This is a genomic window from Achromobacter sp. (genome assembly GCF_050285565.1).
In the GTDB taxonomy this organism is placed as follows: Bacteria; Pseudomonadota; Gammaproteobacteria; order Burkholderiales; family Burkholderiaceae_B; genus Achromobacter.
The window spans coordinates 21728-47683 of sequence record NZ_JBLZXG010000002.1; the positions used below are offsets into that span (position 1 = coordinate 21728).

The 25956-nt window shown below is 67.7% G+C and carries 24 protein-coding genes; 17 read left to right on the plus strand and 7 right to left on the minus strand.

Features of this window, described 5'->3' with window-relative positions; all coding sequences use genetic code 11:
* Positions 1-46 precede the first annotated feature (46 nt).
* Positions 47-919 carry a phosphonopyruvate hydrolase gene (locus ACN6O8_RS03190; protein WP_427989623.1) on the plus strand — a complete coding sequence of 291 codons (873 nt, stop codon included), beginning with the start codon at positions 47-49 and terminating at the stop codon, positions 917-919.
* 35 nt (positions 920-954) lie between these two features.
* Positions 955-2742: a SulP family inorganic anion transporter gene (locus ACN6O8_RS03195; RefSeq protein WP_427989624.1), complete on the plus strand. Its 1788-nt coding sequence runs from the start codon at positions 955-957 to the stop codon at positions 2740-2742.
* 7 nt (positions 2743-2749) lie between these two features.
* Here ACN6O8_RS03195 and ACN6O8_RS03200 read toward each other — a convergent pair whose 3' ends face one another.
* The 6 genes from ACN6O8_RS03200 to ACN6O8_RS03225 all read right to left on the minus strand — a co-directional run bounded on the left by ACN6O8_RS03200 (position 2750) and on the right by ACN6O8_RS03225 (position 8771).
* A complete protein-coding gene (locus tag ACN6O8_RS03200; protein WP_427989625.1) occupies positions 2750-3511 on the minus strand; it encodes an ABC transporter ATP-binding protein in 762 nt (253 codons plus the stop codon).
* Entirely contained in the window at positions 3508-5385 is a 1878-nt protein-coding gene (locus ACN6O8_RS03205) for an ABC transporter permease (protein WP_427989626.1), read from the minus strand. Before ACN6O8_RS03205 ends, ACN6O8_RS03200 begins: the two co-directional genes overlap by 4 nt.
* Positions 5385-6614 (minus strand): ABC transporter substrate-binding protein, encoded by a 1230-nt coding sequence (locus ACN6O8_RS03210; protein ID WP_427989627.1) that lies wholly within the window; start codon positions 6612-6614, stop codon positions 5385-5387. The genes ACN6O8_RS03205 and ACN6O8_RS03210 overlap by 1 nt, the downstream gene beginning before the upstream one ends.
* Positions 6615-6811: 197 nt before the next feature.
* Entirely contained in the window at positions 6812-6979 is a 168-nt protein-coding gene (gene rpmG, locus ACN6O8_RS03215) for a 50S ribosomal protein L33 (RefSeq protein WP_003810296.1), read from the minus strand.
* A gap of 37 nt (positions 6980-7016) precedes the next feature.
* Positions 7017-7253 (minus strand): 50S ribosomal protein L28, encoded by a 237-nt coding sequence (gene rpmB / locus ACN6O8_RS03220; RefSeq protein WP_006385639.1) that lies wholly within the window; start codon positions 7251-7253, stop codon positions 7017-7019.
* A 369-nt stretch (positions 7254-7622) separates the two neighbouring features.
* Positions 7623-8771 (minus strand): Bcr/CflA family multidrug efflux MFS transporter, encoded by a 1149-nt coding sequence (locus tag ACN6O8_RS03225; RefSeq protein WP_427989628.1) that lies wholly within the window; start codon positions 8769-8771, stop codon positions 7623-7625.
* A gap of 206 nt (positions 8772-8977) precedes the next feature.
* On the opposite strand from ACN6O8_RS03225, the gene ACN6O8_RS03230 reads away from it, so the two are divergent.
* The 13 genes from ACN6O8_RS03230 (at position 8978) to ACN6O8_RS03290 (ending at position 22483) form a co-directional block, all read left to right on the plus strand.
* Positions 8978-10252, plus strand: a complete 1275-nt coding sequence (locus ACN6O8_RS03230) for a class I SAM-dependent methyltransferase (protein ID WP_427989629.1) — start codon at positions 8978-8980, stop codon at positions 10250-10252.
* A gap of 437 nt (positions 10253-10689) precedes the next feature.
* A complete protein-coding gene (locus tag ACN6O8_RS03235; protein ID WP_427989630.1) occupies positions 10690-11691 on the plus strand; it encodes an ABC transporter substrate-binding protein in 1002 nt (333 codons plus the stop codon).
* Between the two features lie 188 nt (positions 11692-11879).
* Positions 11880-12737, plus strand: a complete 858-nt coding sequence (locus ACN6O8_RS03240; protein WP_427989631.1) for an ABC transporter permease — start codon at positions 11880-11882, stop codon at positions 12735-12737.
* A complete protein-coding gene (locus ACN6O8_RS03245) occupies positions 12734-14017 on the plus strand; it encodes a quaternary amine ABC transporter ATP-binding protein (RefSeq protein ID WP_427989632.1) in 1284 nt (427 codons plus the stop codon). Before ACN6O8_RS03240 ends, ACN6O8_RS03245 begins: the two co-directional genes overlap by 4 nt.
* Before the next feature lie 154 nt (positions 14018-14171).
* Entirely contained in the window at positions 14172-14546 is a 375-nt protein-coding gene (locus tag ACN6O8_RS03250; RefSeq protein ID WP_427989633.1) for a tautomerase family protein, read from the plus strand.
* A gap of 9 nt (positions 14547-14555) precedes the next feature.
* Positions 14556-14741 carry a hypothetical protein gene (locus ACN6O8_RS03255; protein ID WP_427989634.1) on the plus strand — a complete coding sequence of 62 codons (186 nt, stop codon included), beginning with the start codon at positions 14556-14558 and terminating at the stop codon, positions 14739-14741.
* A complete protein-coding gene (gene bktB / locus ACN6O8_RS03260) occupies positions 14738-15919 on the plus strand; it encodes a beta-ketothiolase BktB (RefSeq protein WP_427989635.1) in 1182 nt (393 codons plus the stop codon). Before ACN6O8_RS03255 ends, bktB begins: the two co-directional genes overlap by 4 nt.
* Positions 15920-16059: 140 nt before the next feature.
* On the plus strand, positions 16060-16830 hold the full coding sequence (locus ACN6O8_RS03265) for a spermidine synthase (RefSeq protein WP_427989637.1): 771 nt from the start codon (positions 16060-16062) through the stop codon (positions 16828-16830).
* A gap of 115 nt (positions 16831-16945) precedes the next feature.
* Positions 16946-17698, plus strand: a complete 753-nt coding sequence (locus ACN6O8_RS03270) for a GntR family transcriptional regulator (RefSeq protein ID WP_427989639.1) — start codon at positions 16946-16948, stop codon at positions 17696-17698.
* Positions 17649-18962 carry a malonyl-CoA decarboxylase domain-containing protein gene (locus ACN6O8_RS03275; protein WP_427989640.1) on the plus strand — a complete coding sequence of 438 codons (1314 nt, stop codon included), beginning with the start codon at positions 17649-17651 and terminating at the stop codon, positions 18960-18962. Before ACN6O8_RS03270 ends, ACN6O8_RS03275 begins: the two co-directional genes overlap by 50 nt.
* 46 nt (positions 18963-19008) lie before the next feature.
* On the plus strand, positions 19009-19800 hold the full coding sequence (locus tag ACN6O8_RS03280; protein WP_427989641.1) for an enoyl-CoA hydratase/isomerase family protein: 792 nt from the start codon (positions 19009-19011) through the stop codon (positions 19798-19800).
* A 5-nt stretch (positions 19801-19805) separates the two neighbouring features.
* Positions 19806-21347: a malonate--CoA ligase gene (locus tag ACN6O8_RS03285; RefSeq protein ID WP_427989642.1), complete on the plus strand. Its 1542-nt coding sequence runs from the start codon at positions 19806-19808 to the stop codon at positions 21345-21347.
* Positions 21348-21508: 161 nt separating this feature from the next.
* Positions 21509-22483 carry a Bug family tripartite tricarboxylate transporter substrate binding protein gene (locus tag ACN6O8_RS03290; RefSeq protein ID WP_427989643.1) on the plus strand — a complete coding sequence of 325 codons (975 nt, stop codon included), beginning with the start codon at positions 21509-21511 and terminating at the stop codon, positions 22481-22483.
* Positions 22484-22510: 27 nt separating this feature from the next.
* Here the strand turns inward: ACN6O8_RS03290 and ACN6O8_RS03295 are convergent, their stop codons facing one another.
* Positions 22511-23467, minus strand: coding sequence for an aldo/keto reductase (locus ACN6O8_RS03295; RefSeq protein ID WP_427989644.1), 957 nt, complete (start codon positions 23465-23467; stop codon positions 22511-22513).
* A gap of 242 nt (positions 23468-23709) precedes the next feature.
* On the opposite strand from ACN6O8_RS03295, the gene ACN6O8_RS03300 reads away from it, so the two are divergent.
* Both ACN6O8_RS03300 and ACN6O8_RS03305 read left to right on the plus strand, forming a co-directional pair.
* Complete coding sequence (locus ACN6O8_RS03300) at positions 23710-24681, plus strand: ABC transporter substrate-binding protein (RefSeq protein ID WP_427989645.1); 972 nt, start codon at positions 23710-23712, stop codon at positions 24679-24681.
* A 384-nt stretch (positions 24682-25065) separates the two neighbouring features.
* Positions 25066-25956: an ABC transporter permease gene (locus tag ACN6O8_RS03305; protein WP_427989646.1), complete on the plus strand. Its 891-nt coding sequence runs from the start codon at positions 25066-25068 to the stop codon at positions 25954-25956.

Sequence of the window (25956 nt, forward strand, 5' to 3'; positions counted from 1 at the left end):
GGGGCCAGCCGGCGCTTTCCGCGCCGGGTCGCCCGACTGCCGCGCCATGCCCCGCCACGCACGTTTTCGCCAGAAATTGCAGGACGCCACCCTGATGCACGCCATGTCCGCGCACAATCCGCTGTCGGCCAAGCTGGCGGCCGAGGCGGGGTTCGATGCGATCTGGGGCAGCGGCTTCGAATTGTCGGCCAGCTATGCGGTGCCAGACGCCAACATCCTGTCGGCCGGCCTGCACCTGGAAATGATGCGGGCCATCGCCGCGGCCGTCGCGGTGCCGGTCATCGCCGATATCGATACGGGTTTCGGCAATGCCATCAACGTCGCCTACAGCGTGCCGCAATACGAGGCGGCGGGCGTGTCGGCCGTGGTGATGGAGGACAAGACCTTTCCCAAGGACACCAGCCTGCGTGCCGGCGGCCGCCAGGAACTGGTGCGCGTCGCCGAATTCCAGGGCAAGATCGAGGCCGCCTGCGCCGCCCGCCGCGATCCGGATTTCTGCGTCATCGCCCGCACCGAGGCGCTGATCGCCGGGCTCGGGCAGGCAGAGGCGCTGGCGCGCGCGGCCGCCTACGAGGCCGCCGGCGCCGACGCCATCCTGATCCATTCCAAGCAGACCACGCCGGACGAGGTGCTGGCGTTCATCGCGGCCTGGTCCGGCCGGGTGCCGCTGGTGCTGGTGCCGACCGCCTATCCGCAATTGCGCGAGGCCGATATCCAGGCCCTGGGCAAGGTGGGGCTGGTGATCTACGGCAATCACGCGATCCGCGCGGCGGTGGGCGCGATGCGCGAGGTCTTCGCCCGCATTCGCGCCGATGGCGGCATCCATGGCGTGGATGCGGATCTGCCCACGGTGCGAGATATCATCGGCCTGCAGGGCGACGCGGACATGCGCGAACTGGAACGCAGGTTCCTGCGCTGAGCGCGGCAGGGACAGAAAAGAACGCAAGGAAGGCAATGATGGCGGCGGGACGCGGGGCGTGGCTGGTGCGGGTGTTTGGCGATTGGGTGCCGGAAGTCGGCGCCGCGACGCTGCGCGCCGACCTGGCGGCAGGGCTGCTCGGGGCCCTGCTGGTGCTGCCCCAGGGCGTGGCGTTCGCCACGCTGGCCGGCCTGCCGGCGCAGTACGGTCTGTATTCGGCCATCGTGCCCTGTATCGTGGCGGCGTTGTTCGGCTCCAGCCGTCATGTCATGTCCGGCCCCACCAATGCCAATTCGCTGGCGCTGTTCGCGGTGCTCACGCCGCTGGCGGTGGCGGGCAGTCCGGGGTATATCGAACTGGCCCTGGCGGTGACGGTGCTGGTCGGGTTGATGCAATGGCTGGTGGGGATCCTGCGCCTGGGGTCGCTGGCGCATTTCATCTCGCCGTCAGCGCTGTTCGGTTTCACCAGCGGCGCGGCCCTGTTGATCGCGGTGCATGCCTTGAAGGATGCGCTCGGGTTGCCGGCCCCCGCCTCGCACGGCGCGGGCGCCTTGCTGCTGGGCCTGGCCGCCAGCCTGGATCGGGTGCAAGCGGGCGCGCTGCTGGTCACGGTGGTGACGATCGCCGTGGCGCTGCTGCTCAAGCGCCTGGACAAGCGCAAGCCCTACATGCTGGCCGGCCTGGCCGCGGGGGCGCTGGCCGCGGCCGCGTTCAATGCCCTGGCGCCGCGCTGGGGCGCGGCCGCGGTGCCGGTGCTGGGCGACCTGGCCCAGCCCTGGCCGCCGTTCCATGTGCCGCGGGTCGATTGGCGCGCCTTGCCCGATCTGCTCAGCCTGGCTTTCGCCCTGACCATCGTGGCGCTGGCGCAATCCATTTCGATCGCCAAGGCGGTGGCCGCGCGCTCGGGCCAGCGCATCGACGCCAACCGCGAATTCGTCGGGCAGGGCCTGTCCAACGTGGTCGGCGGATTCTTTTCCTGTTATCTGTCCTGCGGTTCGCTGAACCGTTCCATTCCCAATTACGAGGCGGGTGCGAAGACGCCGCTGGCCGCGGTGTTCTCGGCCCTGTTGCTGATGGCGCTGGTGGCGCTGAGCGGGCCGCTCCTGGCGCGCATTCCGCACGCGGCCATCGCTGGCCTGTTGCTGCTGGTGGCCTGGACCTTGCTGGACGTGCCGCGCTGGCGGCATCTGATCCGCACCCAGCGCGGCGAAAGCGCCATTGCCGCCGCCACCCTGGCGGCCACCGTGACTCTTCGCATGGAGGTCGCGATCCTGCTGGGCACGGTGCTGTCGCTGATGGTGTACCTGCACCGAACCTCGCGGCCGGCGATGCGCACCATGGGCTTCGATTCGCGCGGACTGGATCGCCGCTTCGTGGTGCTGGAGCGGCAGCCCGAGGCGCTGCCGGAATGCCCCCAGCTCAAGCTGCTGCGCATGGAGGGCTCGGTCTATTTCGGCGCCGCGGCGCACGTGGCGCAGCGCCTGCAGGAATTGCGCGCGGCGCCGGACGCGCCGCGCCATCTGCTGGTGATGGCCAAGAGCATGAATTTCATCGACCTGGCCGGCGCCCAGGTCTGGGAGGACGAGCTGGCCGCGCGCCGCGCGCTGGGCGGCGACCTGTACTTCCATCGGCCGCGCCCTGAAGTGCTGGCGATGTGGCGGCGCACCGGCTTTCTGGATCGGCTGGGCGCGGACCACGTGTTTCCCGACAAGGCCACGGCGCTGCACAGCATCTACGCCCGCCTGGATCGTGGTATTTGCGCGGGCTGCAGCGCCAAGGTGTTCTGGGAATGCCAGCCGGACAGCCCGCAGGCCGGAGGCTGAGCGTTGCTCAGACCGGTGCGTCGGTGCCCAGATAGGCCGCCTTGACGCGCGCGTCGGCCGCGATGCGGTCGGGCGGGCCTTCGGCCAGCAGGCTGCCGCGCACCAGCACGGCGATATGGTCGGCATGCTTGAAAACGACGTCCAGGCTGTGCTCGGTGAACAGCACCGCCATGCGCTGTGTATCGGCCAGTTCGCGCGTCAGGCGCATGAGGGCGTGGCGTTCGTTGGTGGCCATGCCGGCGGTGGGTTCGTCCATCAGCAGCAGACGCGGCCGGTGCGCCAGCGCCATCGCCAGCTCCACCCGCTTGACCTCGCCGTAGGCCAGGGCGCCGCAATGGGCGCCGGCCTGGCCGGCCATCTGCACCTGTTCCAGTAGCGCCAGCGCCTCGTTGACGCAGTGCGATGCGGCGCGGCGCCAGGGCCGCCACAGCAGGCGGTCGCGCGACAGCAGCGCGGTCTGCACGTTTTCCAGCACGGTCATCGAGCGGAAGGTGGCGGCCGTCTGGAAAGTGCGGCCCACGCCCAGGCGGCAGATCCCGCGGGCCGACAGGCCGATGAGTTCGCGCCCGTCCAGTCGCGCCGACCCGGCGTCCGGCCGCAATTGTCCTCCCAGCACGTTGAAGCAGGTGGACTTGCCGGCGCCGTTCGGGCCGATCAGCGCCAGCATGCGGCCGGCGTCCAACTGGAAGGAGACATCCGCCAGCGCGTCGATGCCGCCGAAGGCTTTGCGCAGTCCCCGCACCTGCAACAAGGGGGCGGCGGCCGTCATGCGCAGCTCCGGTTCAGGCGTAGCGCCGCGCCCGCCAGGCCGGCGGGAAACAGCATGACCAGCGCCAGAATGGCCACTCCCAGGACGGCGTGCCAGTACTCGGTGCTGCGCGCCGCGGCGTCCTGCAGCCAGGTATAGGCCGCGGCGCCCACCAGCGGGCCGGCCAGCGTCTGCAAGCCGCCCAGCAGCACCATCACCAGGCCGTCGACCGAGCGGCTGACGGCGAGCACGTCGGGCGCGATGCTGCCTTTCGAAAACGCGTACAGCGATCCGGCCAGGCCTGCCGTCAGCGATGCCGCGACAAAGCCTGCCCACTGGATGCGGCGCGTGTCCATGCCCAGCGCCTCGGCGCGCAGGGCCGAATCGCGCGCGCCGCGCAGCGCATAGCCCAGCGGCGAGAACGCCAGGCGCCGCAGCCAGGCGATGCCGGCCGCGCATAGCGCCAGCGTCAGGTAATAGAATCCGGAGCCGTGCGCCAGCCAGCCCGACGGCCACAGGCCGATCAGGCCGTTGCTGCCGCCGGTCACGTCGTCCCACTGATAGGCCAGCGCCCACAGGATCTGCGCCACCGCCAGCGTCAGCATCGCCAGGTAGACGCCGGACAGGCGCACGCAGAACCAGCCGAACACCAGTGCGCCGAGCGCGGCCGCCAACGGCCCCAGCAGCAGCGCGGCCGCCATCGGCAGCGCTGCCAGTTTCAGCAGCAGCGCGGCGCCGTAGGCGCCCAGGCCGAACCACGCCGCGTGGCCGAAAGTGGTCATGCCCGCCAGTCCGGTCAGGAAATGCAGGCTGGCGGCGAACAGGGCGGCGATCAGGATCTCGGTCAGCAGGATGCCCAGGTAGGGGGCGTGCGCGGCTGCCAGGGGCGCCAGCGCCAGCAGGGCCAGCAGTGCGCCGTAGGCCCACCGCAGGCGCGGGCCGGCCGGAGCGATGGGCGGCTCGGCGGCCGGCGTCTGCGAGGACGGCGCCGGCGGCTGTCCCAGCAGGCCCCAGGGGCGCGCCACCAGTACCACCGCCATGACGGCGAACTCGGCCAGCAGGGTGAGCTTGGACAGGTTGAATATCCAGGGCCCGAGCTGCACCTGGCCGATGAACACGAACACCGCCTTGACGCAGCAGATCAGCAGCGCCGCCAGGAAGGCGCCGGGGATCGAGCCCAGGCCGCCGACCACCACCACCACGAAGGCGCTGGCGATGATCTCCAGGTCCAGCCCGAGCGTGGCCGGCACCCGGGGCGCGGCCAGCGCGCCACCCAGCCCTGCCAGGAAGGCGCCCAGGGTGAAGGCGGAGGTGAACAGCCAGGCCTGGTTGACGCCGAGCGCGGCCAGCATGTCGCGGTTTTCGGCGGCGGCGCGCAGCAGGCGGCCCCAGCGCGTGCGCATCAGCAGCAGCCACAGCAATCCCAGTACCAGCGGGCCGGCGGCGATCAGCAGCAGGTCGTATTGCGGAAAGCGCCGGCCCAGAATCCCGACCGCGCCTGCCAGGCCCGGCGCGCGCGCCGCGAACAGGTCTTCCGGGCCCCAGATGGCCAGCGCGGCGTCGCCGATGATCAGCACCAGCGCGAACGTCGCCAGCAGTTGGAATAGTTCCGGCGCGCGATACAGGCGCCTGAGCACCAGCAGTTCGGCGGCCGCGCCGATCAGGCCGGTGGCCAGCGCCGCCAGCAGCAGGCCGGCCCAGTACCCGGCGCCGTCGCCGAAATGGCGAGTGAAGGTCCAGGCCAGGTAGATGCCCAGCATGTAAAAGGAGCCGTGGGCGAAGTTCACCACCCGCGTGACCCCGAAGATCAGCGACAGGCCGGCCGCCACCAGAAACAGCGCGCTGGCGTCGGCCAGGCCGTTGAGTAGTTGCGCCAGCAGCCCGGACAGGCTCATCAGCGCGGGCGCATCTTGCGGACTTGTTCGTCCGGCGGCTGCAGGCGCGCGCCGTCGATGTAGGCGAAGTCCTTCATGATGCCTTTGCCATCTTCGACCGCGGTAACGCCGATGTACACGCCCATGGTCGATTGATGGTCGATCTTGCGGTACTGGATCGGGCCGTAGGGCGTATCTACCTTCAGTCCGGCGAAGGCGTCGACCAGCTTCTCGGTGTCGACTTCGCCGGCGGCCTTCAGGCCCTGGGCGATCGACATCAGCGAAGCGTAGCCCACCACCGACCCGACCTTGGGCGTCTCGTTGTAGCGCTTGCGATAGGCCTCGACGAAGGTCTTGTTGGCCGGCGTATCGATGGCGTACCAGGGGTAGCCGGTGACGATCCAGCCCGTGGGCGTGTCGGCGCCCAGCGGTTCCAGGTATTCCGGCTCGCCGGACAGCACCGAGACCACGGCGCGGTTCTCGAACAGACCGCGGGTATTGCCCTCGCGCACGAAGCGCGTCAGGTCGGCGGCGAACAGCACGTTGAAGATGGCGTCTGGCTTGGCGTCGGCCAGCGCCTGCACCACCGCGCCGGCATCGACCTTGCCCAGCGGCACGGCCTGCTCGGCGACGAACTCCACATCGGACTGGAACGCCTTCATCATGGCCTTGAAGGTGGCCACGGCGGACTGCCCGTACTCGTAATTGGGATAGACGATGGCCCAACGCTTCTTGCGCAGCGCCAGCGCCTTGGGCGCCAGGGCGGCCACGTGCATCCAGGTGGATGGCCGCAGGCGGTATGTGTAGCGGTTGCCTTCCTGCCAGGTGATCTTGTCGGTCAGCGGCTCGGCGGCCAGAAAGAACACCTGCTGCTGCTTGGCGAAGTCGGTCAGCGCCAGGCCGGTGTTGGACAGAAAGCCGCCGAACAGCAGATCCACCTTTTCGCGCGCCAGCAGTTCCTGGGCGGCGCGCACCGAGTCGCCCGGGTTGCCGTTGTCGTCGCGCGAGAACACTTCCAGTTTTCGGCCCAGCACGCCGCCCGAGGCGTTGACCTCTTCCAGCGCCAACTGCCAGCCCTTCTTGTACGGGCCCAGGAAGGCCGGAATCGCCTTGTAGCTGTTGATCTCGCCGATGCGGATCGGCGGTTCTGGCTCTTTGGTGTCCTTGGCGGACGCGGCCGGCGTCAGCGCCAGGGCCAGAAGCGCGGGGGCGAGCGCGCGGCGCAGCAGGGTCAGGCAGGGACGGAGCATGGCGGGTATCGCTGGCAGGAGAGGCCGGCCAAGGCTGGGCCTTGTAGGGCACGATTGCAATTTCGGCCCAATTGAAACACGCGCGGCGCCTGTGCGCCAGGGAAAAAGGCGCGGTGGCCGGCCCGAGCCTGGCGTCGCGCCAAAGAAAAAGGCCCTGCGATGCAGGGCCTTTTTCGGCTTTCCGGATACCGGCCGAATTACTTCAGCTTGGTTTCCTTGTAGTCAACGTGCTTGCGAGCGACCGGATCAAACTTCTTGATCAGCATCTTCTCGGGCATGTTGCGCTTGTTCTTGGTGGTCGTGTAGAAATGACCCGTGCCGGCGGTCGACTCGAGCTTGATCTTTTCGCGGATACCTTTGGCCATGTCGTGCTCCTAGTATGTCAGATTGGCGGGGGGCCGATTAGGCCAGTTCGCCGCGGGCACGCATTTCGGCCAGCACGGCGTCGATGCCGTTCTTGTCGATCGTGCGGATGGCCTTGGCCGAGACGCGCAGGCGCACCCAGCGGTTTTCGCTTTCAACCCAGAACCGGCGCGATTGCAGGTTGGGCAGGAAGCGACGCTTGGTTTTGTTGTTCGCGTGCGAAACGTTGTTGCCCACCATCGGGCCTTTGCCGGTCACTTGGCATACGCGTGCCATGGATGCACCTCATTTATTCTTGCGCATCACCGGGGGGTAGACGGGGTGTCAGCCGCCGGGCTGTGAGAGGCTTGCCGCCGGGTCTTGCCCGAGGTTTTCGCCATCTTGCCGGCCACCCAGTCTTAGTGGATGAGGGGGAAGATCCTGAGTTTTGATTTCAAACTCCGGGATTTCGCCCAGTGCTTATACCCGCTGCCTGCCATCCGCAAAAATGCGCTTGGGGGTCAGAGTGTTGAACTACAAAGCATAGTAGTCCAGCACGGGAAACTTCATGTGAAGACGTAGATTCTAATACGAAAAATCCAGGTAAATCAAGTGCCAAGGCGCGGCAGATGGCTCAAGCGTGGTTTCCGTGCCGCTTCTGCGGGCTCAGGCGGGATGGGATTGGGCCACCCGGCCCGACAGCCACGACAGGCAGGCGCAGGTCGCCAGGGTGGTCGTCAGCGGCAGGGCGCTGTCGGTCTGCCAGGCGCTGACGGCGAAACCCGCCAAGGCGCCGCACGACAGTTGAAGCGTCCCCAGTAGCGCCGAGGCCGCGCCCAGCCGCTTGCCCTGGTCGGACAGCGCCAGGGCCGCCGAGTTGGGGTTCACGAAGCCCTGGCTGCCCATGTAGCAGATCAGGCAGGCCATCAGCAACGGCAGCGTCATCCAGCCCAGTAACGCCAGCGCCACCGCCGCCAGGCTGGCGCAGGCCAGCGAGGTCAGGGCGCGGCGCTGCAACTGGCGCGGGGTGTGGCTGCGCAACAGGCGGGCGCTGATCTGCGAGCAGACGATAAGCGAGAGCGCGTTGGTGCCGAACAGCAGGCCGTAATACTTGGGGTCGACGCCGTACAGTTCGATGAACACCCGCGGTGAACCGATGATGTAGGCGAACATGCCGGCCTGGCCGAAGCCGCCGGCCAGGCTGTGCGCCATGAAGCCACGGTGCGCGAACAGGGCGCGGTAGTTCTGCACGATGGTGCCCAGGCGCAGCGGCACGACGCGTTCGGGCGCGAGCGATTCCTTCATGATCAGGACGACCGCGGTCATCAGCATGGCGCCGCCGGCCAGCATCACCCAGAACAGGCTGCGCCAGCTGGCGATGCCCAGCAATTGCCCGCCCGCCAGCGGCGCGAGGATCGGCGCCAGCCCCATGATCAGCATCAGCAGCGACATGGCGCGCGCCGCCTCGTGGGTTTCGTAGTGGTCGCGGATGACGGCGCGCGGAATCACGATGCCGGCCGCGCCGCCCATGGCCTGCACCACGCGCCAGCCGGTCAGCGCCTCGACCGAGCCGGCCAGGGCGCAGCCTAGCGACGCGATCATGAAAAGCGCCAGGCCCACCATCAGCGGCGGCTTGCGGCCATAGCGGTCGGCCATCGGGCCGTAGAAGACCTGCGCCAGCGCCAGGCCGATCAGGTAGGCGGCCAGGGTGCGTTCGACGTCGCCGCGCGGCACGCCGAGGTTGGCGGCGATCGTCGGGAACGCCGGCAGGTACATGTCGATGGCGAAGGGGCCGATCGCGGTCAGGGCGCCCATGAGAATGAGCCAGCCCGGCAGGAGGCCGCGGGAGGAAAGCGTAGGGGGCATGTGGATCGCGATGGGCGTCGCGCAGGGACAGGGTGCGGGCTTTATTGCACGTTTTGCACCAAGCCGAAGACTGTATCACGGGTCACCTTACACGCAAATTGCAGGGGATTTCCGATACAGTCTGTCGTATCCGTACGTATTCCGGGGGAGAGGTCGTGAATCCTTTGCTGTCTGTTGTGGAACGCAAGCTCCAGGCGTTGCCGGTGGCCGTCCAGTTGGTGCTGCCCGATGGCGCGGTGTTGGGCGCGCGGGATCCCCGGGTGCGCTTCGTGACGCATGACAAGACCGCCCTGGCCCACCTGGCCGAAGGCGCGGTCGGCGTGCTGGGCCAGGATTACGTCGAGGGCCGCATCGATATCGAAGGCGCGATGCGCGACGTGATGGCGGCGGCCTCGGCGCTGCTGCCGGGCTCCCCGGTGGACGCGGCGCGCGGCGGCTGGCTGACCGAACTGGTGCGCAAGGTGATGTCGGTGTGGCGCCACTCGGTGGAGCGCGATGCCCGTCAGATCGAATTCCATTACGACCTGTCCGACGACTTCTACGCGCTGTGGCTGGATCCGCGCCGGGTCTATTCCTGCGCCTACTACCGCGAGCCCGATATGACTCTGGCGCAGGCGCAGGAAGCCAAGCTCGACCATATCTGCCGCAAGCTGCGGCTGCGGCCCGGCGAACGCTTTCTCGACGTGGGGGCGGGCTGGGGCGGCCTGCTGCTGTGGGCGGCCGAGCACTACGGCGTGGACGCCACCGGCATCACGCTGTCGCGCAACCAGCACGCGCACGTCACCCGGCTGATCCAGGAAAAGGGCCTGGGCGGGCGCGTGCGCGTGGAGCTGCTGGATTACCGCAAGCTCGACGAAACCGCGCCATTCGACAAGATTGCCTCGGTCGGCATGTTCGAGCACGTCGGCCGGGCCCAACTGGAAGGCTATTTCGCCAAGCTGCGGCGGCTGCTCAGGCCGGGCGGGCTGATCCTGAACCACGGCATTACCGCGGCCGGCGTCTACAACGCCGAACTCGGCAGCGGCATGGGCGAATTCATCGAGAAGTACATCTTCCCGGGCGGCGAGCTGACCCACATCAGTGTGGTTCTGGAGGCGATGACCAACGGCGGGCTGGAAGACGTCGATGTCGAGAACCTGCGCCCGCACTACGCCCGCACGTTGTGGGCCTGGAGCGACGCGCTGGAAGCGCGCCTGCCGGAGGCCGCGCGGATCCTGGGTGGCGAGCAGGGCGCGCGTTCGCTGCGCGCCTACCGGCTCTACCTGGCCGGCTGCGCCATGGGCTTCGAGCATGGCTGGATCGCGTTGCATCAGGTGCTGGGCCACCACCCGGCCACCGGGCGGCCCGACGAGCTGGACAATCCGCCCGGTCAGGCCTACCCCTGGCGGCGTGATTACATGTACCGCGATGCCGCCGGCGAAGGCCGTTGAGACCCCGTTTCAAGCGCTCGAAACGCCGATGTTGGCTGGCGGAAGTGTAGTGATACCAACAAAATATTAACTGATTGTATCCGTGTTTTCGGCCCGGGATTCTCCAGGGGAAAAGGGGGAATCCCCTCTTGGGAAGCAGGGTTTGCCCGGACGTTTCCCGGTCTGAATGTATCTGTTTTCTTCGGCGCCGGGGTTGGGGCATGCATCAATTTCGGTTAAGATGCTGCCTTCTTCTTTCAGTTTGTTCACTATCTGTGGGTTCTCGAAAACTCCGTTTTTTGAGACTCCTGTCTTGCAAGACCCGCACCTGCGGATCCTCTTGTTGCTAGTGTCGGTTTGTATTGGCGGTTCTGCCCGTCTTCCGCACAACCCCCTTAGCTCCATGGCACGGCCGGACCAGCGCCGCCGTGTCCCTGAACCTATGGAGGCAAAAGCCAATGCGTTTCACCCCCGTCAAGACCCTGGCCGCCGTGGCCGTTCTGTTCGCCTTCGCCGGTTCGGCCCAAGCCGCCGACGCGCCGCAATGCGAACTCAAGCGTCCGATCAATTTCGGCGCGATGAATTGGGAATCCAACCTGGTTCTGGTCGATGTCGAGCGTTTCATCATGGAAAAGGGTTACGGTTGCAAGACCGAAACCCTGCCCACCGAAACCCTGCCGGCGCTGGCCGCGCTCGAGCGCGGTGACCTGGACATCAATACCGAGATCTGGCTGAACAGCGTCGCCGACCCCTGGGAACGCGCCGAAAAGACCGGCCGCGTCAAGCGGATCGGCGATCTCTACATGGGCGGCGAGGCCTGGTACATCCCGCGCTACACCGCCGAGCGCCTGCCGGAGCTGAAGTCCGCGGCCGACCTGCCGAAGTTCAAGGACAAGTTCAAGGACCCCGAGGAACCCGGCAAGGGCCGTTTCTATGGCTGCCCGGCGGGCTGGGGTTGCGAAGTCACCAGCACCAATCTGTTCCACGCCCTCAAGCTGGACGATACCTACACGCTGTATTCGCCGGGCACCGGCGCGGCGCAGAAGGCGGCCCTGATGTCGGCCTACAAGCGCAAGCAGAACGTGGTGTTCTATTACTGGTCGCCCACGCCGCTGGTCGGCGCCATGGATCTGGTCAAGCTGGAAATGCCGCCCTACGACGCCGACAAGCACAAGTGCCTGACGTCGCCCAAGTGCGCCAAGCCCGAGGCCAGCGCCTATCCCGACAATCCCGTCTTCACCGCCGTGAATACCAAGTTCTCGCAGGAAGCGCCGGTGCTGACCGAGTTCCTGTCGAAGGTCTCGGTGCCGCTGCCCGTGATGAACGAAACCCTGGCCCATATGGAAGAAACCGGCGACGAATCCGGCGCCGTGGCCAAGTGGTTCCTGAAGAACAAGCCGGACGTCTGGACCAAGTGGGTCCCCGCCGACGTCGCCGGGCGCGTGCAAAGCGCGCTGTAACCCCCGCCGCCTTTCCGGCGGCGGGCCGTCGCCGCAAGCCGCGACGGCCCGCCGGGTTGGACTTTTTCCCCTTGGGATGACCCCAAGGGGAAAAAGCCCTCCGGCGGGCGGGCCGGCCCCGTCCGGTTGCTCCCCCCGTGCCGCCACGCGGCGCGGCGTATGCCGAAAGCGCTAAATGGAGTCAAAACATGTTTCCTGAAATCATTCCCGCCCGTCAGGTACGGGGGGCCATCGACGGTTTCGTCGATCACCTGGTCACCAATTACGCCGACACGCTCGAAACGCTGTCCCAGCCCGTGCTGCACGCGCTGGTGTGGCTGGAGCAGGTACTGCGCAGCTCCCCCTGGTGGGCGGTGGTTGCCGCGACCGTCATCATCGCCTGGCTGGTCAGTCGCCGCATCGTCCTGAGCCTGGCCATGGGCGCGCTGTTGTGCGTCATCGGCGTGCTCGGCCTGTGGGACGCCGGCATGCAGACGCTGGCGCTGATGATCATGGCGGCCGGGCTGTCGGTGATCATCGGCATTCCGCTGGGCGTGCTGATGGCGCGCGTCAACTGGCTGCGCTCGATCATGCTGCCGGTGCTGGACGTGATGCAGACCATGCCCAGCTTTGTGTACCTGATTCCGGTCGTGATGCTGTTCGGCCTGGGCAAGATCCCGGCCATCATCGCCACCGTGATCTACGCCGTGCCGCCGCTGATCCGCCTGACCGACCTGGGCATCCGCCTGGTCGACCGCGAGGTGCTGGAAGCGTCGCGCGCGTTCGGCGCCAATCCGCGCCAGCAGTTGTTCGGCGTGCAACTGCCGCTGGCCCTGCCCAACATCATGGCCGGCATCAACCAGACCACGATGATGGCGCTGTCGATGGTGGTGATCGCTTCCATGATCGGCGCGCGCGGCCTGGGCTATGAAGTGCTGCTCGGCATCAACCGCCTGGAAGTGGGCCGCGGCCTGCTGGCGGGCCTGGGCATCGTGGTGCTGGCCGTGCTGTTCGACCGGATCACGCAATCGTATGGACAGCGCATGCGCATGGGAGGCCAGCGATGAGCAAGATCGAAGTCAAGAACATCTACAAGATTTTCGGGCCGCATCCGAAGAAGTGGCTGCAAGCCGCGCAGGGCGGCATGAGCAAGGAAGCGCTGCTGGCCGAAAGCGGCCACACGCTGGGCCTGCGCGACATCAGCCTGTCGATCGAAGAGGGCAGCATCTACGTCATCATGGGCCTGTCGGGTTCCGGCAAGTCGACGCTGATCCGCCACTTCAACCGCCTGATCGAGCCCAGCGCCGGCCACATCCTGGTCGATGGCGTCGACGTGGTCAGCCTGAACAAGCGCGACCTGGAGACCTTCCGGCAGAAGAAGATGAGCATGGTGTTCCAGCGCTTCGGGCTGTTCCCGCACCGCACGGTGCTGGACAACGCCGCCTACGGCCTGGCCGTGCAGGGCGTGGGCCGGGCCGAGCGCGAGCAGCGCGCCCGCGAATGGCTGGAGCAGGTCGGCCTGTCGGGCTTCGAGCAGCAGTATCCGCACCAGTTGTCGGGCGGCATGCAGCAGCGCGTCGGCCTGGCGCGCGCGCTGGCCACCGACGCCGAGATCCTGCTGATGGACGAGGCCTTCTCGGCGCTCGACCCGCTGATCCGCCGCGAGATGCAGGATCAGTTGCTGCAACTGCAGTCCAAGCTCAACAAGACCATCGTCTTCATCACCCATGACCTGGACGAGGCGCTGCGCCTGGGCAACCGCATCGCCATCCTCAAGGACGGCGAGCTGGTGCAGGAAGGCACGCCGGAAGACATCCTGCTGAACCCGGCCAACGATTACGTGCAGTCGTTCCTGCAGGACGTGAACCGCACCAAGGTGCTGAACGCGACCCATGCCGTGAACCCGGCGCGGCTGACGCTGACCATGCGGTCGCGTCCGGCGCATGCGGTCGACCGCATGCGCGCGCTGAACTACGAGTACGCGCCGGTGCTGGACGGCAAGCGCCTGGCCGGCGTGCTGACGCTGGTCGCGGCCGAGCAGGCCGTGCGCGAGGGCGGGCGCGACGTGTCGCGCTTCGTCGAGGACCTGGCCTCGGTGCCGGCCACGGCCGGCCTGGGCGAGGTGCTGGCGCAACTGGTGCACAGCGACCAGCCGGTGGCCGTGACGGGCGAGAACGACGAGTTCATCGGCATGCTGTCGCGCAAGAAGGTGGTCGAACTGGTGACGCCGGTGCTGGCCGAGACCGCGCCTGCGGCCGAGTCCGAGCCGGCCGCCGATCAAGGCCCGGCGCAGGAGGCCGAGCTGCAAGGGCAACCGCAACCCGCCCAGCGGGGCGAGGCGGCCTGACGGCAGGATGGCCGCCGGGCGGGCAGGGCGGCGCGCATGCCGCCCTGGTCCGGGCCCCGGGAATGGCCAGGCTTGCGCCCGGGGCCAGTCCGGATATGATGGCTGGCCGGCAACGATCGCCGGTTCGCCACTCTTCGGAATATCGGAATCCGTCATGCCAATCTTGAATGTTCAGATCATGCAGGGCCATTCGGCCGCCCAGAAGACCGCGTTGCTGAAGGCGGCCTCGCAGGCGGTGGTGGATAGCATTGCCGCGCCGCTGTCCAGCGTGCGCATCGTGTTGCAGGAAATCCCGGCCGAACATGTGATCGTGGCGGGCGAGATCGGCAAGGCCATGGCGCGCGTCGACGCGGCCCTGATCGAGGGCCGTGACGAGGCCAAGAAATCGGCGTTGATCGCGGCGCTGAACCAGGCCGTGTGCGCCAGCATCGGCATTTCGGGCGAAGACGTGCGGGTGCTGATCCGCGACGTGCCCAAGACCGACATGGGCGTGGCCAACGGCCTGAGCGCCAAGGCCGCGGGCCGCTGAGATCGGAGCATGGCGACCGGCAAGGAAAAGGGCTCCGTCACCGTCGATGACGTGGCGGCCGAGGCGGGCGTATCCATCAAGACCGTCGCGCGCCGGCTGAGTGCTTTTGCCGGCGATAAGGATCGGATATCGGCGTGCGGCCCGCGCGACTGCGCGAGTATGATGACGCGATCACCAGGAGGAAACCCATCATGAACGAAGTCATCGTCGCATCCGCCGTCCGCACCGCCATCGGCGACTTTGGCGGCGCGCTCAAGGACGTGCCGCCCTGCGATCTGGGCGCCACGGTCATCAAGGCCGCGCTGGAACGCGCGGGCGTCAAGGGCGACGAGGTCGGCCATGTCGCCGTGGGCCACGTCATCAATACCGAACCGCGCGACATGTACTTGTCGCGCGTGGCCGCCATGAACGCGGGCATCGCCAAGGAGACGCCCGCGTTCAACGTCAACCGCCTGTGCGGCTCGGGCCTGCAGGCCATCGTGTCGGCGGCGCAGACCATCCTGCTGGGCGATGCCGACATCGCCATTGGCGCGGGCGCCGAGAGCATGAGCCGCGCGCCCTACATCGCGCCGGCGCAGCGCTGGGGCGCGCGCATGGGCGACAGCATCATGCAGGACATGATGACGGGCGCCCTGTCCGATCCCTTCGGCCGCATGCACATGGGCGTGACGGCCGAGAACGTCGCCGCCCAGTTCGGCATCAGCCGCCAGGACCAGGACGCGCTGGCCGCCGAATCGCATCGGCGCGCCGCCAACGCCATCGAGGCGGGCCACTTCCGCGACCAGATCGTGCCGATCGTGCAGAAGACGCGCAAGGGCGAAGTGGTGTTCGACACCGATGAGCACGTGCGCCGCGACGTCACGGCCGAGAGCCTGGCCGCGCTCAAACCGGTGTTCCAGAAGGAAAACGGCACCGTCACCGCAGGCAACGCCTCGGGCCTGAACGATGGCGCCGGCGCCCTGGTGCTGATGAACTCCTCGGTCGCGGCCAAGCGCGGCGTCAAGCCGCTGGCGCGCCTGGTCGCGTACGCGCATGCCGGCGTCGACCCGACCATCATGGGCATCGGCCCGGTGCCCGCCACGCAGGCCGCGCTCAAGCGCGCCGGCCTGACCGTGGACCAATTGGACGTGATCGAGGCCAACGAGGCGTTCGCCGCGCAGGCGTGCGCCGTGACCCGCGAACTGAAGCTGGACCCGGCCAAGGTCAACCCCAACGGCAGCGGTATCGGCCTGGGCCACCCGATCGGCGCCACCGGCGCCATCATCACCGTCAAGGCGCTGCACGAATTGCAGCGCGTGCAGGGCCGCTACGCGCTGGTGACCATGTGCATCGGCGGCGGGCAGGGCATCGCGGCGATCTTCGAGCGCATCTGAGCGGCGCCGCGCCGATGCGGCGTTGACCGCGCATCCGTATCCCGGGGCGGGCCGCAACGGTTCGCCCGCGCCGGCCGGCATTCCGGTCGTATGGCGACATGGCGCCGACGGCTGTGCGCGCCGGGCCTACAATCGCGCCCATGTACAAATCCAAATTCCCCTCCGAACTCGACCAGCCGACACTGTCTGAAGTGGACGGCGTGCGTTATCTGCACTTCAACACCGAATGGGTCCAGGGCGCCATGCGCATCAAGAACCCGGCGGAGCTGGTGCTGGAATACACCAGCCAGATGATGGCCTGGCTGCTGTTCCTGGAGCCGCCCAAGGACGAGGCCATCGGCATGTTCGGCCTGGGCGCGGGCTCGCTGGCGCGCTTCTGCGCCAAGCACACGCGCGCGCCGCTGCTGGCGGTGGAATGGAATCCGCGGGTCACCGCGGCCTGCCACATGTTCTTCCGTCTGCCGGGCGAGAAGCGCCTGCGGGTGGAGCACGCCGACGCCGCCGAATGGGCCGCCGATCCGCTCAACGCGGGCCGTTGCCCGGTGCTGATGGTCGACCTGTACGACGCCTCGGCCCAGGGGCCGGTGCGCGACAGCGTCAAGTTCTATCGCGATTGCCGTCGCGTGCTGGGCGAGGTCGGGGTGGTGGCGGTGAACCTGTTCGGCCGTCACGAAAGCTTCGGCAAGAACATCGACAATCTGTCCAAGGCCTTCGACGACCGTATCGTGCTGCTGCCCGAGATCGACGCCGGCAACCAGATCGTGCTGGCGTTTTCCGGTCCGCGCCTGGCGGTCACGCCCGCCGAGCTGCTGGCGCGCGCCGAGGTGGTCGAATCCCAGTATGGCTTGCCGGCGCGCCGCTGGGCGCGTTCGCTGACCCGTCACGCGGTCGACGGTATCCTGCATTTCTGATTTTGGGGCCGGGTAGGGCAATTCCTTAGTCCTAAACCTAGGACGGATTTACCGGACAGGGCTATGATGGGCTTATTCATAATTATGAATTACGGCGCTGTCAGGCCGTCTGCCCATGACCTCACCCATCGTCCGGCAAGCCCTGTACCTGGAAGTCGCGGATCGCCTGCGCGGCATGATCCATGCGCGCGCGCTGCGCAACGGCGAATGGATCGACGAGCTGCGCCTGGCCGGCGAACTGGGCATCTCGCGCACGCCGCTGCGCGAGGCGCTGAAGGTGCTGGCCACCGAGGGCCTGGTGCGGCTGGAGCCGCGCCGCGGCTGCTTCGTCAATGAACTGTCGGCGCAGGATCTGGAAGACATCTTTCCGTTGATGGCCATGCTGGAAGGCCGCTGCGCCCACGAGGCCGCGTGCAAGGCGTCGGACGCGCAGTTGGCGGCGCTGGCGCCGCTGCACGAGGCCCTGGCCGGCCATGCCACCGCCGGCCGCATCGACGCGTATTACCAGACCAATTACCTGATCCACGAAGCGGTGCAGGCGCTGGCTGGCAACCAGTGGCTGGTCGACATGGTGGGTAACCTGCGCAAGGTGCTGAGTCTGTCGCGCCACCGCAGCCTGGCCTGGCCCGGCCGCATCCAGGAATCCTGTGCCGAGCACCTGGCCATTTTCGAGGCCCTTCGGGCCCGCGACCCCGAACGCGCCGAAGCGCTGGCGCGCCATCACCTGATGCGCCAGCTAGAGGTGCTGCGCGCGCTGGCCGCCGCCGACGACGGCCCGCCGCCGCTTTCCGATCTTCCCGTAGCCGAGGACCCCGCCCATGAACGCACCCGCCAATCTCGCGCCCGCGCGCGGCGCACGCACGCCTGAGGCCGAACCGGTCGACATGGATGCCGCCGAGGCCGGCGCCAGCCTGATCACGCGCCTGGGGCGGCTGTGGGAACGCGGCCGCCTGCCCAGCGAATCCGAAGTGCGGCGGCTGTTCGAGGCGCGCCTGACCGACGTGGCCGCCAATAAGCTGGCGCGGCGCTGGTGCGACTTGTACGGCGCCGCCGACGGCAAGGACCGGCGCCTGATGCTGGCCGCGCTGGCGCAGGTGCGCGGCACCTTCGCCGCGGACGCCGGCGAGGGCGCGCGCCTGTTCAAGCGTTTCAACGCGCAGCCGATGGGCCTGCGCTTGCTGGTCGAGTTGCGCGCCGACATGCTGCGCTGGCGCAAGCAGGTCGCCGGCATCCAGGCGCTGGACAAGGACCTCGAAGGCCTGCTGTCGGCCTGGTTCGACGTCGGCCTGCTGGAGTTGCGGCCGCTGACCTGGGACTCGCCCGCCTCGCTGCTGGAAAAACTGATCATCTACGAGGCCGTGCACGAGATCCAGTCGTGGGACGATCTGCGCCACCGGGTGGCGCCGGATCGCCGCTGCTACGCCTATTTCCATCCGCAATTGCCGGACGTGCCGCTGATCTTCGTCGAGGTGGCCTTCGCCGGCAGCATGGCCGACAACGTGCAGGCGCTGCTGGACAGCGCCGCGCCGCGCCAGGATCTGGACAAGGCGCGCTGGGCGATCTTCTATTCCATTTCCAACACCCAGCCGGGACTGAAGGGCATCAGCTTCGGCAACTTCCTGCTCAAGCGCGTGGTCGAGCAATTGCTGGAAGAACTGCCCAAGCTCAAGTCGTTCGCCACGTTGTCGCCGATTCCGGGCTTCGCCGACTGGCTCGGCAAGCTCGATGCCGACGCGGTCGAGGCCATCGTGCGCGAGGACAAGGCGCGCGCCAAGGCGCGCCAGCGCGCGGGCGTGCCCGACGGTCGGCGCTGGGTCGAGCGGCTGGCGCGCGCGGCCCAGGGCAAGAAGACGCCCGACGTGGTCAAGCGCGCCGGTTTCCGCCTGGCCGCGCATTATCTGCAGGCCATGAAGAACGGCCTGCCGCTCGATCCCGTGGCGCGTTTCCACCTGGGCAATGGCGCGCGCATCGAGCGCCTGAACTGGGCGGCGGACACCTCGGCCAAGGGCCTGAAGCGGTCCTGCGGCCTGATGGTCAATTACCTGTACGACCTGGATGAACTGGACGGCAACCTGGCGCGCCTGCATGACGGCAAGCCCCAGGTCAGCCGCAGCGTCGGGCGCGCGGGCTGAGCGGCGGCTCGCCGCGACACGAAAAACCGATAACCAGCGAGGGGACATGACGGACAACACGGCAGGCCGTGTGCTGCTGCACCGCGACGGACACCTGGCCTGGGTGACGTTGTCGCATCCGGGGCGCCTGAACGCCATCACCGTGGCCATGTGGCGCGAACTGCGCGACGTTTTCACGCGCATCGCCGCGGACGACGGCCTGCGCTGCGTGATCGTGCGCGGCGAGGGCGGCAATTTCGCCGCCGGCGCGGATATCCGCGAATTCCCGGTCGAACGCGCCGATGCCGCGGGCGTGCAGCGCTATCACCGCGAGGTGCTGGCGCCAGCCTTGCAGGCCGTGGCGCAATGCCCGCAGCCGGTGGTGGCGCAGATCGAAGGGGTGTGCGTCGGCGGCGGGCTGGAGATCGCCTGCCAGTGCGACCTGCGCATCGCTGGCGAATCGGCGCGCTTCGGTGTGCCGATCAACCGGCTTGGCTTTCCCATGGCGCCCGACGAGATGCGCGGCCTGCTGGCGCTGGCCGGGCGTGCCGCGACGCTGGCCATCCTGCTCGAAGGCCGCGTGTTCGGCGCCGCCGAAGCGCGCGAGCTGGGATTGCTGACGCGCATCGTGGCCGATGCCGAGGTCGCCGCGCAGGCCCTGCGCAGCGCCGAACGCATCTGCCAGGGCGCGCCGTTGGCCGCGCGCATCAACAAGCGCCTGTCCGCCCGCCTGGCGCGGGGCGGCGCCTTGACCGAAACCGAATACCAGGATTATTTCTCCTACGCCGACAGCCGCGACCACAAGGAGGGCGTGCGCGCTTTCCTGGCCGGCGTAGACCCCCACTTTTCCGGAGACTGAAGACGGTGAGCAACGCCAATCTATACGCTGTGCTGGAGGGCGGATTCCCCGCCGATCGCAAACAGGTCGCGCTCGAAACCCCAGAGCTGGCCTACACCTGGGATGACATCGACCGCGCCACGGCCTGCCTGGCCAATCTGCTCGCCTCGCTCAAGCTGCCCGAGGGCGCGCGGGTGGCGGTGCAGGTCGAGAAATCGCCCGAGGCCTTGTTGCTGTACCTGGCCACGCTGCGCGCCGGCCTGGTGTACCTGCCGCTGAACACCGCCTATCGCGAAGCCGAGATCGAATACTTCCTGGGCAACGCCGAACCGGCCGTGGTGGTCTGCGCCAGCAAGAACCGCGAGTGGGTTCAGCGCGCCGCCGACAAGGCCGGTTGCGCCCACGTCTACACGCTGGACGAAGACCGCACCGGCACGCTGCTGGATGCCGCTGGCGGCCTGTCGCAGACCTTCAAGACCGTCAAGCGCAAGCCGGACGACCTGGCTGCCATCCTGTACACCTCGGGCACCACCGGCCGCAGCAAGGGCGCGATGCTGTCGCACGGCAACCTGGCGTCCAACGCGCAGGTGCTGCACAAGTATTGGGGCTGGCGCTCGGACGACGTGCTGCTGCACATGCTGCCGATCTTCCACGTGCACGGCCTGTTCGTGGCCTCGCACGGCGCGCTGCTGGCCGGCGCCAAAATGATCTGGCTGCCCAGGCTGGACGCCGACCTGGCCTTGCGCTATCTGCCGCAAAGCACGGTGATGATGGGCGTGCCGACGTACTACGTGCGGCTGCTGGCCGACAAGCGCTTCAATCGCGAGGTGTGCGCCAACATGCGCCTGTTCATCTCGGGCTCGGCGCCGCTGCTGTCCGAGACCTTCAACGACTTCCGCGAGCGCAGCGGCCACGCCATCCTGGAACGCTACGGCATGAGCGAGACCGTCATGCTGACTTCCAATCCGTACGATCCGGCCGATGGCGAACGCCTGGCCGGCACCGTGGGCCGCGCCTTGCCGGGCGTGCAGGTGCGGGTGGTGGACGATGCCGGCATCGCGCTGGCGCCGGGCGAGATCGGCAACGTGCAGGTGCGCGGGCCCAACGTGTTCTCGGGCTACTGGCGCATGCCGGAAAAGACCCGCGAGGAGTTCACCGAGGACGGCTGGTTCAAGACCGGCGACGTGGGGCGCTGGGGCGGCGAATCCGCCGGCCGCGACGTGCCGGCCGACTACCTGTCGATCGTTGGCCGCAGCAAGGACCTGATCATTTCGGGTGGCTACAACGTCTACCCGAAGGAGATCGAGACCCTGATCGACGACATGCCGGGCGTGGCCGAGTCGGCCGTCATCGGCGTGCCGCATCCCGACTTCGGCGAAGCCGTGGTGGCGGTGGTGGTGCCCAAGGACGGCGCCAAGATCGATGCCGCCGCGATGCAGGCCGAACTGAAGGCGCGCATCGCCAACTTCAAGGTGCCCAAGCGCGTGCACCTGGTCGACCAGTTGCCGCGCAACACCATGGGCAAGGTGCAGAAGAACGTGCTGCGCGAAACCTATCAGGCGCTGTAGCGCCGTCATGCCGGGCCGGTCCGCAGGGACCGGCCAGTTTTTTCCAAGGAGCCCGATCCCTTCCAGAACGATTCCCGAACCAGGCAGCATCCCAACCCAAGAACACAAGAGACGAGACGCGGGAAACGCGCCGTCCCCACGCTGCAGCAAGAGGAGACATCATGAAATACCGCACACTCGCCGCGGCCCTGCTGGCCACGCTGGCCGCGGGCTTTGCCGGCACTGCCGGCGCCGCGTCCTGGCCGGAACGGCCCATCACGCTCATCGTGCCCTTTCCCGCCGGCGGCGGCACCGATACCTTCGCCCGCCCGCTGGCCCAGCAGTTGACGATGCAATTGGGCCAGTCGGTGGTGATCGACAACAAGGGCGGCGCCGGCGGCACCGTCGGCGCGGGCGTGGCCGCCAAGGCGCGGCCCGACGGCTACACCTTCTTCATGGGGGGCGCGCATCATGCGCTGGCGCCGTCGCTGTACAAGAGCCTGAACTACAACATCCAGAAGGACTTCGTGCCGGTGGCGCTGGTGGCGCAGCCGCCGCAGGTGGTGGTGATCAATGCCACCAAGCTGCCGGTCAAGACGCTGCGGGAGTTCATCGACTACGCCAAGAAGCATCCGGGCGAGATCAACTTCGGCACGGCGGGCAAGGGCAGCACCCACCATCTGGCGGGCGAACTGTTCGCCATGCAGACCGGCATCAAGCTGGTGGATGTGCCGTACCAGGGCGCCGGGCCGATGCTGACCGCGCTGATCGGCGGACAGGTGGATCTGGCGTTCGATGGCCTGGGCTCGTCCTCCGGTCACATTCGTTCGGGCGCGATCAAGCCGCTGGCGGTGGCCGCGGACCAGCGCTCGCCGTCGCTGCCGGACGTGCCGACCGCGGCCGAGGCCGGCGTGCCGAACTACGTGGTGTCGACCTGGTATGCGATCTGGGCGCCCGCCGGCACGCCGCAGGAGGCGGTCGAGCGCATGACGGCCGAGATCACCAAGGCGCTGAACACGCCGAAGATCAAGGAGACCTGGGAGGGCAACGGGTCGGCGATCCCGACGCTGACCGGCCCGGCCTTCGGCAAGTTCGTCGACAGCGAGGTGTCGCGCTGGGCCAAGGTGGTGTCGGACTCGGGCGTCAAGCTGGATTGACGCCCGTGGCGTTGGCGCGGGCTCGCGTCAACGCCAGTCGCTGGCCAGGCTGAGCCTGGCCAACTGGTCGCGCGTCAGCGTCAGGCTGGCGGCCTTGACCAGTTCGTCCAGTTGCGTCAGCGAGGTGGCGCTGACGATCGGCGCGGTGATGCCCGGCTGCGCCATCTGCCAGGCCAGCGCGGCCTGCGCCGGCGTGCAGCCGGCGTCCTCGGCCACTTCGTCCAGCGCCTTCAGGATGCGGTAGCCGCGATCGTTCAGGTAGGTGTCGACGATCTTCTTGCCGCGCGCGCTCTTGCCGGCGTCGGCCGGGCTGCGGTACTTGCCGCTGAGAAAACCGCTGGCCAGCGCGTAGTAGTTGATGGTGCCCAGGTCCTGCGCCTTGACCAGCGCCTGCAGGTGGGCCTCGAACGGCTCGCGGCTGTACAGGTTGTATTCCGGCTGGATGCTCTCGTAGCGCGGCAGGTTGTGCCGTTCGCTGGCGATCAACGCTTCGGACAGGCGCACCGCGGTGTAGTTGGAGGCGCCGATGGCGCGCACCTTGCCGGCCTCGATCAGCTTGGCGTATTCGCCCAGCGTGTCGGTGAGCGGGGTGTCGGGGTCGTCCTTGTGCGACTGGTACAGGTCGACGTGGTCGGTCTGCAGCCGCGCCAGCGATGCTTCCAGCGAGCGCCGGATATAGGCCGGCGCCAGGCCCTTGGCATCCGGGCCCATTTCCATGCCGACCTTGGTGGCGATCAGCACGCGGTCGCGCTTGCCCGAGCGCTTGAGCCACTTGCCGATCAGGGTTTCGGATTCGCCGCCCTGGTTGCCGGGCACCCAGCGCGAATAGACGTCGGCGGTGTCGATGAAGTTCAGGCCGGCGTCGACCAGCGCGTCCAGCAGCGAAAACGTGCCGGCCTCGTCGACCGTCCAGCCGAAGACGTTGCCGCCGAAGGTCAGGGGAGGGATCTGCAGGCCGGAACGGCCCAATGCGCGTTTGATCATGATATGGCCCTTTGGATGTCGCGGATGTCGTGTCGCGCGGGCGCGGCGCTTTCAGTATATGGGCGCCGCCCGCCCCGGCATGGGGCGCGCGTGCCGCGCGTGCACCATTTCAGGGATTCCCCCCAAGCGAATTTGTGTTGCGACACGTTAGACTATACGGCTTTACGGCTGTCCGGACCGTGGGGAAGCCCGCGGAACAGCCGTAATAATGAACAAATACCAAGGGTTCAAGGAGCTTAACTATGCTGATCGGAAAAAAACATTTTCTGACGGTTGGCGCAATGGCGCTGGCGCTGGCGATCGCCGCGCCGGTGGCGGCGCAGCAGAAGTCGGTGGCGGTCACCGCCATCGTCGAGCATCCGGCGCTGGACGCGGTGCGTGACGGGGTGCAGGACGCCCTCAAGCAAGCCGGTTACGAGCCGGGCAAGAACCTGAAGTGGCAGTATCAAAGCGCGCAGGGCAACACCGGCACCGCCGCCCAGATCGCGCGCAAGTTCGTCGGCGACAAGCCCGACGCCATCGTCGCCATCGCCACCCCGTCGGCCCAGGCCGTGGTGGCCGCCACCAAGGATGTGCCGGTGGTGTATTCCGCCGTTACCGACCCGGTCGCCGCCCAGCTGGTTGCCAGCATGGACGCCTCGGGCACCAACGTCACCGGCGTGTCGGACCTGCTGGCGCTGGACAAGCAGATCGAGCTGATCAAGAAGATCGTGCCCAACGCCAAGCGCGTCGGCATGGTCTACAACCCGGGCGAGGCCAACTCGGTCGTGGTGGTCAAGAAGCTGCAGGAACTGTTGCCCAAGTCGGGCATGAGCCTGGTCGAAGCCGCCGCGCCGCGTTCGGTCGACGTGGCGTCCGCCGCCCGCAGCCTGATCGGCAAGGTCGACGTCATCTACACCAACACCGACAACAACGTGGTCTCGGCCTACGAGTCGCTGGTGAAGGTCGGCAACGACGCCAAGATTCCGCTGATCGCCTCGGACACCGACAGCGTCAAGCGCGGCGGCATCGCCGCCCTGGGCATCAACTACCGCGACCTGGGCGTGCAGACCGGCAAGGTGGTGGTGCGCATCCTCAAGGGCGAGAAGCCCGGCGCCATCCCGTCCGAAACGGTCTCCAAGCTGGAGCTCTACGTGAACCCGGGCGCCGCCGCCAAGCAGGGCGTGACGCTGTCCGACGCGATCATCAAGTCGGCCGCGGTGGTGGTAAAGTAAAGCGCAAGTCGTTCGGCCCCGCCCGTGCCTGCCCGGCATGAGCGGGGTTTTGTTTTATCTTGTGTTCTTGTTTGCCTCGCGCCGGTACGCGGGGTTCTCAGGGCGGCAGCATCCACAAGATGCGCGCGGCCCGGCGCGATGGCGTTGGTCTTGAACGGCACGTCCCTGGCGGCATGCCGCGTTTTGCTCCCCGCAGCGTCCATCAAGCAGCCCGCTTGCGGCCCTGGCCGCCGAGCCCGGCGACGCCTTGGCAGGAATCGAGAGAAAATCGCACGGCAGGAAACGTTTATTGCGAAAGCTCGGGTAAAACTGATCCCGAAACGCAAGAATTTGGACGTTCCCAATCTCTAATATGCTCGTTCCTTACCTGATTGGATTTGACCCATGTCATTGTTCTCGTTGCTAGGCGCGCTGGAGATCGGCCTGATCTTCAGCCTGGTGGCCTTGGGCGTATATATCTCCTTTCGCCTGCTGCGCTTTCCGGACCTGACCGTTGACGGTAGTTTCCCGTTGGGCGGCGCCGTCTGTGCCACGCTGATCGCCGCGGGCACCGACCCGTTCGTGGCCACCATCGCCGCGACTTTCGCTGGCGCCGCCGCGGGGCTGGTCACCGGCTGGCTCAACGTCAAGCTCAAGATCATGGATCTGCTGGCCAGTATCCTGATGATGATCGCGCTGTATTCCGTGAACCTGCGCATCATGGGCAAGCCCAACGTGCCGCTGATCACCGAACCCACCGTCTTCACCATCCTGCAGCCCGCATGGCTGTCGGACTACGTGGCGCGGCCGCTGATCCTGGTGGTCATCGTGATCCTGGCCAAGCTGGCGCTGGACTGGTTCTTCGCCACCCAGACCGGCCTGGCGGTGCGCGCCACCGGCTCGAATGGCCGCATGGCCCGCGCGCAGGGCGTGAACACCGGCCGCATGATCCTGGGCGGCATGGCGCTGTCGAACGCGCTGGTCGCCATGGCCGGCGCGCTGTTCGCGCAGACCCAGGGCGGTTCCGACATCTCCATGGGCATCGGCACCATCGTCATCGGCCTGGCCGCCGTGATCGTCGGCGAGAGCATCCTGCCGTCGCGCAAGCTGGTGCTGGCCACGTTGGCCGTCATCATCGGCGCCATCGTCTACCGCTTCTTCATCGCGCTGGCGCTGAATAGCGATTTCATCGGCCTGAAGGCGCAGGACCTGAACCTCGTCACCGCGGTGCTGGTCACGATCGCCCTGGTCATTCCCATGCTCAAGCGCCGGCTGCTCGGCAAGAAGGGGCGCTGA